4 protein-coding genes are annotated in these 5,171 nt (G+C 57.2%); 1 reads left to right on the top strand and 3 read right to left on the bottom strand.

The window, feature by feature from the left end; all coding sequences use genetic code 11:
- Positions 1 to 348 precede the first annotated feature (348 nt).
- Genes prpE through prpC form a run of 3 tightly spaced genes read right to left on the bottom strand, consistent with a single transcriptional unit; the run spans position 349 to position 4,929 of the window.
- Positions 349 to 2,235, bottom strand: a complete 1,887-nt coding sequence (gene prpE / locus G434_RS04280; RefSeq protein WP_000010251.1) for a propionate--CoA ligase — start codon at positions 2,233 to 2,235, stop codon at positions 349 to 351.
- A gap of 39 nt (positions 2,236 to 2,274) precedes the next feature.
- Positions 2,275 to 3,726, bottom strand: coding sequence for a 2-methylcitrate dehydratase (gene prpD, locus G434_RS04285; protein WP_001275859.1), 1,452 nt, complete (start codon positions 3,724 to 3,726; stop codon positions 2,275 to 2,277).
- A gap of 33 nt (positions 3,727 to 3,759) precedes the next feature.
- Positions 3,760 to 4,929, bottom strand: coding sequence for a bifunctional 2-methylcitrate synthase/citrate synthase (gene prpC / locus G434_RS04290; RefSeq protein ID WP_001285890.1), 1,170 nt, complete (start codon positions 4,927 to 4,929; stop codon positions 3,760 to 3,762).
- A 47-nt stretch (positions 4,930 to 4,976) separates the two neighbouring features.
- Here prpC and G434_RS30835 point away from each other — a divergent pair.
- The coding region (locus G434_RS30835; protein ID WP_205248936.1) for a hypothetical protein at positions 4,977 to 5,171 on the top strand (195 nt) is incomplete at its 3' end.

Here is a 5,171-nt window from a genome sequence, read left to right as displayed (position 1 = left end):
CACCAGCGTCGCATCAGGCATCGGCGCACGGTGTCGGATGCGGCGCGAGCGCCTTATCCGACCTACGGTTCAGGCCTGTAGGCATGATAAGACGCGCCAGCGTCGTATCAGGCATCTGCGCACGGTGTCGGATGCGGCGCGAGCGCCTTATCCGACCTACGGTTCAGACCTGTAGGCATGATAAGACGCGCCAGCGTCGCATCAGGCATCGGCGCACGGTGTCGGATGCGGCGCGAGCGCCTTATCCGACCTACGGTTCAGGCCTGTAGGCATGATAAGACGCGTCAGCGTCGCATCAGGCATCGGCGCACGGTGTCGGATGCGCCACACGACGCATCCGACAATACCTTACTCTTCCATCGCCTGGCGGATCTGATCCAACGACGCAGGATCATCAATGGTCGTCAGATCCCCAGGATCGCGTCCTTCGCAAATCGCCTGGATCGTGCGGCGCAGCATTTTTCCGGATCGCGTTTTCGGCAATTGCGAGACAAACCAGACGTGCGCCGGGCGACCAAAGTTGCCAATCTGGCTGTCCACCAGCGCCATAATCGCCTTCTCTTGCGAGTGCGCCACGTCTCGGTCTTCCAGACTGTCGCTCTCTTTCGGAATGACAAACGCCACCGCCACCTGCCCTTTCAGCGCATCTTTCACCCCAACCACCGCCACTTCGGCAACGCCCGGATGACTGGAGATACTCTCTTCAATCTCGCGCGTCCCCAGCCGATGCCCGGCAACGTTAATCACATCGTCAGTGCGCCCGAGAATAAAGTGATAACCGTCAGCATCGCGGATACCCCAGTCAAAAGTGGCGTACACCGGACGGGAAAACAGCGACCAGTACGTCTTCACAAAGCGGTCGTCGTCGCCCCAAATGGTCTGAATACACCCCGGCGGCAATGGCCCTTCCACCACCAGCATCCCTTTCTCGTTGACGCCACACGGTTCGCCGGTGACTTCATTAAGCAACTGCACGTTATAGCCATACATCGGCACGCCGGGGCTTCCCAGACGCGTCGGCCTGTCGTCCAGACCGCGAGCAATCGCCATAATCGGCCAGCCGGATTCGGTCTGCCAGTAGTTGTCGATGACCGGCACATCCAGCGTATTGCTCACCCAACTGGCGGTCGGCTCGTCCAGCGGCTCCCCCGCCAGATAGAGCACTTCCAGCGACGAGAGATCGTGTTTGCGAATTTCAGCGGTAGGGAATTTTTTCAGCACGCGAATGGCGGTCGGCGCTGAGAACATCCGGCTAACCTGATATTTCTCGACGATTTTCCACCACACGCCGCAGTCCGGCCAGGTCGGTAATCCTTCGTAAACGATAGTCGCCATCCCCGCCAGCAGCGGCGCGTAGACGATATACGAATGCCCCACCACCCAGCCGATATCCGAAGCACAAAAGAACACACCGCCCGCTTTGCCGCCAAAAATGGTGTCCATCGAGGTCGCCAGCGCCACCGCATATCCGCCAACGTCACGCTGCACGCCTTTAGGTTTGCCGGTCGTGCCGGAGGTGTAGAGAATGCAGGAGGTTTCGTTGGATTCCAGCCACGCCACCGGTACCCGCGCGCCGATGTGTTGATGGCGCAACGACGCGAAATCGACATCCCGCCCGCTGACGCGTGCCATTTTCGCCAGCCCGCGATCCACCAGCAAAACATGGCGTGGCTGGTGCTGCGCCTGACTTATCGCATCGTCGAGCAATTTTTTATAGGGAATGATTTTGCCACCGCGCGCTCCGGCATCAGCCGAGACAATCAGCACCGGTTTAGCATCATCAATTCGCGCCGCCACGCTGTGCGAGGCAAATCCCCCAAACACCACCGAGTGAATAGCGCCAATGCGCGCGCAAGCCAGCAGAGTAATATGCGCTTCGGCAATCATCGGCATATACACCAGCACCCGATCGCCGCGCTGCACACCCAGCGAGCGCAGCATTGAGGCCACCGCATTCACTTCGTCATGTAACTGGCGGAAGGTAAAGGTGCACTCTTCTTCTGTTTCCGAAGAGACGGCAATCAGCGCCAGCGCCTCTGGCTGTTTCTCCAGCCAGCGGTCGATAGCGTTGTGACACAAGTTGGTTCGGCCTTCACAAAACCAACGGGCAAACGGCGGATTGCTGTGATCGAGCGTTTGCGTAAAGGGCGTCTGCCAGTCAATACGCCGGGCCTGCTCGGCCCAGAACTGCTCCGGTTCGTTAATCGAACGCTGATAAAATTCGCTAAAAGACATAATGCTCTCCTGTTGAACTTACGCCTTACCGCTGTTTGCTTAAATGACGTACAGGTCGAGATACTCATTGACCGGCATCTGTTCCAGGCGAGCTCTGTCGAGAGAAACCTCCAGAATGCGCTGCTGTTGGCGAGTCGGGAACTGGCGCGCGAGATTGATTTTGAATTTATCGACCAGCTTCGGAATGCCATCCTGACGGCGGCGAGCATGACCAATGGGGTACTCCACCACCACTTCTTCAAATCGCGTACCGTCGGTGAACTCAAGGGTTATGGCATTGGCGATGGCACGTTTTTCCGGGTCGTGGTAGTCAGCGGTAAATGCCGGATCTTCAAAGCAATTGATCTTCTCGCGCAGGGCGTCGATGCGTTTATCTTGCGCAACGTTGTCCTCGTAATCTGCCGCCGTTAAGCGTCCGAACAGCAGCGGGATCGCCACCATGTACTGAATGCAGTGGTCGCGGTCTGCCGGGTTATTGAGCGGTCCTTTTTTGTCGATGATGCGAATACAGGCTTCGTGGGTGCGAATGGTCACTTTTTCGATATCTGCCGCCGTTTTGCCTGCTGCCTGCATCTGTTCATAGAGCGTCATCGCTGCTTCAACTGCCGTCTGGGAGTGGAACTCCGCCGGGAAGGAGATTTTGAACAGCACATTTTCCATCACGTAAGAACCGTACGGGCGCTGGAAGCGGAACGACTCACCTTTGAAGGAGACGTCGTAGAAGCCCCACACAGGCGCAGTCAGGGCTGACGGGTAACCCATTTCGCCCGTTTTCGCCATCAGTGCCAGACGTACCGCGCGGGAAGTGGCATCGCCCGCCGCCCAGGATTTACGCGTGCCGGTGTTCGGCGCATGGCGATAGGTGCGCAGCGACTGACCGTCCACCCACGCCAGCGAAACGGCGTTGAGAATTTCCTCGCGGGTCAGGCCGAGCATTTCGGCGACCACGGCGGTGGAAGCCACTTTCACTAACAGAACGTGGTCGAGGCCGACGCGGTTAAAGGAGTTTTCCAGCGCGATGCAGCCCTGAATTTCATGGGCTTTGATCATTGCGGTCAGCACCTGTTTCATGGTCAACGGCGCTTTGCCGCTGGCGACCGCGTTGCGCGAAAGCCAGTCTGCCGTTGCCAGAATGCCGCCGAGGTTGTCGGAAGGATGCCCCCACTCCGCCGCCAGCCAGGTATCGTTGAAATCGAGCCAACGGATCATCGCGCCGATGTTAAATGCCGCCTGGACGGGGTCGAGCTGGAACTGAGTTCCGGGGACGCGCACGCCGTTAGGTACGACGGTGCCGGGGACAATTGGCCCCAGCAGTTTTTTACAGGCTGGGTATTCGAGAGCTTCAAGACCGCAGCCGAGCGTGTCGAGCAGGCAGTAATGTGCGGTGTCGTAGGCTACTTTGGAGCTGATTTCGTAGTTCATCACGTAATCGACAATATCAACGATTTCACGATCAAATTCCGGGCGGATGTTGTTGATTTGAGCTGACATTGGGTACGTTTCCTTATTGTTATTCGTAGAGGTTTACTGGCGCTTATCCAGCGCGACAAACTGGCGGTCTTCCGGTCCAACATAATTGGCGGAAGGACGGATAATTTTGTTGTCCTGACGTTGTTCGATAATGTGCGCCGCCCAGCCGGTGACGCGGGCGATAACAAACAGTGGTGTGAACATCTCGGTGGGAACGCCCATCATGTTGTAGGAAACAGCGGAGAACCAGTCGAGATTGGGGAACATCTTTTTGCTCTCCCACATCACCGTTTCCAGGCGATCGGCGATGTTGTACATCTTCAGTGAGCCGCCTTCCTGCGAGAGCTGCTTCGCCACACGTTTGATCACCTGATGACGCGGGTCGGCGATGGTATAAACCGGATGACCAAAACCAATGACCACTTCTTTGTTTTCCACCCGCTTGCGGATATCGGCTTCGGCTTCGTCCGGCGTTTCGTAGCGTTGCTGGATCTCCAGCGACACTTCATTCGCCCCGCCGTGCTTCGGCCCGCGCAGTGCACCAATCGCGCCAATAATCGCGGAATACATATCAGAGCCAGTGCCCGCAATCACCCGGCTGGTAAAGGTGGAGGCGTTAAACTCGTGTTCGGCGTACAGCACCAGCGAGATATGCATCGCCTTTTCCCAGCTTTGCGATGGCTTTTCGCCGTGCAGCAGGTGCAGGAAGTGACCACCGATGGAGTCGTCATCGGTTTCCGGCTGGATGCGTTCGCCGTTGTGGCTGTAGTGATACCAGTAGAGAAGAATCGAGCTAAGTGACGCCAGCAGTTTGTCGGCAATATCCCGCGCGCCAGAGACGGTATGCCCCTCTTTTTCTGGCAGCGTGCAGCCGAGCGCGGAAACGCCGGTGCGCATAACATCCATCGGGTGCGACGCCGCCGGTAAGGCTTCCAGCACGGTACGCACATTAGCTGGTAAACCACGCAGGGCTTTCAGTTTCGTTTTGTAAGCGGCGAGTTCGTCACGGGTCGGCAGTTTGCCGTGGATCAGCAGATGCGCCACTTCTTCAAATTCGCAATGTTCCGCCAGATCAATAATATCGTAACCACGGTAATGCAAGTCATTGCCACTTTTACCCACGGTGCAGAGCGCCGTATTGCCCGCCGGAACGCCAGAAAGTGCCACAGATTTTTTCGGTTTAATGACATGGGTACTGTTTTGCAGGATCGTTGTGTCGCTCATATTGTCCTCGTCATTGTTATCATTTGTAGGGTCGAGATTGTTGTCGGATGCGACGCTATGCGTCTTATCCGACCTACAGTTCAGTTCACCCCGCAGGCCTGATAAGCCGCGTCAGCGTCGCATCAGGCATCGGTTGTCGGATGCGACGCCATGCGTCTTATCCGACCTACAGTTCAGTTCACCCCGTAGGCCTGATAAGTCGCGTCAGCGGCGCATCAGGCATCGGTTGTCGGATGCGACGC

This window comes from Escherichia sp. KTE172 (assembly GCF_000408845.1).
GTDB lineage: Bacteria > Pseudomonadota > Gammaproteobacteria > Enterobacterales > Enterobacteriaceae > Escherichia > Escherichia coli.
This window is presented reverse-complemented; position numbering and strand designations above follow the sequence as displayed.